We start from the raw sequence: 2,639 nt of genomic DNA, 5'->3' as shown, positions 1-2,639 counted from the left end.
CGCGCCTTCGCCTAACCCAAGTGAAGACCCGACGCAGGCGCCCTCACCCACTCCAAGCGATGAGGAAGCTCCGACACCTGACCCTTCGCACAGCGACAGCTCTAACCCAGAGCCAACCCCAAGCGAAACCCCGACCCCAACACCTGAACCCTCGCCAACGCCAAGTGAGAGTTCAGCGCCGAGCGAAACCCCAGCTCCGGAACCGAGCGAGACCAGCGCTCCCACCCCTGAAGGTGATGAGACCCCGGTACCGGACCCGTCACCCAGTCCGAGCGTTGAAGAAACTCGGTCACCTGAACCTTCGCCAACGCCAAGTGAGAGTTCAACGCCGGGCGAAGCGCCGACTCCGGAACCGAGCGAGACCAGCGCTCCCACCCCCGCACCAGCGCCAAAGGAATCCACAACACCGACCCCGGGTGACTCACCGAGCGCCATGCCTCGAACAGGCACCCACATCATGGGAGCACTCGCAGCCGCAGGCACACTCCTAGCACTGGGAACAGCCATCACCCTGCTGTCACGCCGCCGTTCACAGCGCCAGTGATAACCACACCGCATACCGGAACCCTTAAATCATGTACAGGAAAGTCCCTATGAAGAAACTTCTCGCTGCCGCAGGCATCGTCTGCATTGGCTTTGCCAGCTGCATCACCACGGCGGCGCCTGCCAACGCAGACAGCAGGCGCTGGCCCCTCTGCCTCGACGATCCGCGGCTTGTCAGCATCAGCCCTTCGCCTATAACAGAAACGCAGCTGAAACAGCAGGGTGCAAAGATCACCGTCAACGCCAAAGGCCTGCCCCCAAACACACTGGGACTAGCTCTGGTGATCAAAAACAAGCTTCAGACGGCAGACGACCTATTTGAACCGGTTCGCGACCAAGTTGACGACGCTGGACTACAAGAATTCAAAGCTTTTAAAGCTATGAACATCTCGCACTCAGACTCCAACGAGTATTTGTTCGGTGACATTGACCTGGCCGACAGCGGCGTTATTGCGCGCAGGGGGTACGTCGTCTCTGATGAAAGCGGCACTGCTTCGTTTACTTTCGGCGGCACTGAAGAGGTCAGAGAAGAATCATCCCTCACTCCCGAACAAGAAGAACTAGCGGGGCAATTGAGGGCAACGTCGTGGTCATCGCAGCTTCCTGAAAGCGAAGCCGATGATTACACGGGCGACTACAGTGTACTGCTGCTCATTCCGAGAAACAGCGTGCATGACCTGTACCAGCTCGCTTTCGATGAAAACAACTCCCTCGTCCCGGTCGGTCTCGAAGGCCCGACCGACGGTCCGATAGACGATAAGCACAAAGCTGTCGTCAAGCAGCGTGAGGAAATCCTTCGCGGGCAAGGAGTGTCAGAAGATCTAACTCGCCGTTACGCTAGCTATATGCCGGCCGTAGCCTGCACCGGGTTCAAAGTGACCGACACTCCGCCTGAGACACCCGAACCTGACGCAACCCCAACACCTGAGCCTTCGCCCACGCCGAGTGAGAGTTCAACGCCAAACGAAACGCCAAAGCCAGAACCCAGCGAAAGCAGCACTCCGACACCTGATGCGGAGGAGACTCCAACTCCCGAGCCTGGCGGCAACAACACACCCACGCCCGCACCGGAACCAAAGGAATCCACAACACCAGCCCCGGGTGATTCCTCACCGAGCGCTATGCCGCGAACAGGCACCCACATCATGGGAGCACTCGCAGCCGCAGGCACACTCCTAGCACTGGGAACAGCCATCACTGTGCTCTCACGCCGCCGTTCACAGCGCCAGTGATAGCCACACCGCATACCGGAACCTTTGAAACACGTACAGGAAAGTCCCTATGAAGAAACTTCTCGCTGCCACGGCCGCCACCTGCATCGGTCTGATGAGCCCACTGCTCAGCATGGCAACCCCAGCGCAAGCCCAAGCACAGTCAGGGTTTTGCCTGTCCGCGCCGGGGTTCTTCGAGCTCAACCCCTCGCCCGCTACTGAGAGTCAGCTCAAAGAGCAAGGCGTTACCCTCACTGCTAAAGGCCTCCCTCCAAACGCAATTGTCCACATAACTCTCACGCGGGGCGATCTCGTCAAGGCCAGCGAAATTTACGACAATGATGAATTGCCCCCTGATTCTCCTCTGGTTGGTTTGCCGACAGCTGATCGCGACGAAATCTGGGACGACGAAGAGATTCCCTTCAGCCGCGGCATCATTTTCACTGATGAGTCAGGAACTGCCTCCTTTACTTACGGCGGCAAAGACAACAACGATAGGAAGTTGAGGCTGCCCGCCGAGTTCGAAGAATATCGCGAGGAAATCGAAAAAGAAGCTTGGAACCCAACTCTTCTCAAAAGCAAGTCCGGCGGCCACACTGGAAGTTATTCTTTCAGAATAGCTGTCGAGGACCCAATAGGATATAACAACATATTATTTTCTCTTGCCGACAATAAAGTCTCAGCGATTTCTGAAGACGAGTACAAAAAGCAATGGGAAGACCGTCTATCAGATTTGCTGAAACCTGGCATGTCTAAAGACGAAATCAACGAGCTCGAAGAATCTTTGGAGCTTGAACGAATTAATTCCACGTCTACGCATGCCTGCAGCTCGTTCGCGGTAGGTGAAGACAAGCCTGAAACACCCGCGCCTTCGCCTAACCCAAG

3 protein-coding genes are annotated in these 2,639 nt (G+C 56.8%); all 3 read left to right on the top strand.

Features of this window, described 5'->3' with window-relative positions; translation table 11 throughout:
- The first annotated feature begins 433 nt into the window (after positions 1–433).
- Positions 434–544, top strand: coding sequence for an LPXTG cell wall anchor domain-containing protein (locus tag HMPREF3162_RS11595; RefSeq protein WP_141759530.1), 111 nt, complete (start codon positions 434–436; stop codon positions 542–544).
- A 49-nt stretch (positions 545–593) separates the two neighbouring features.
- Positions 594–1,775: a hypothetical protein gene (locus HMPREF3162_RS11590; protein WP_070776804.1), complete on the top strand. Its 1,182-nt coding sequence runs from the start codon at positions 594–596 to the stop codon at positions 1,773–1,775.
- A 49-nt stretch (positions 1,776–1,824) separates the two neighbouring features.
- On the top strand, positions 1,825–2,639 hold an 815-nt coding region (locus tag HMPREF3162_RS11585; RefSeq protein WP_218079165.1), incomplete at its 3' end, for a hypothetical protein.

The sequence above is a fragment of the Brevibacterium sp. HMSC07C04 genome, from assembly GCF_001815905.1.
Classification (GTDB): domain Bacteria; phylum Actinomycetota; class Actinomycetes; order Actinomycetales; family Brevibacteriaceae; genus Brevibacterium.
Note: the sequence above shows the minus strand (reverse complement) of the source record. Positions and strands in the feature narration are given on the sequence as shown.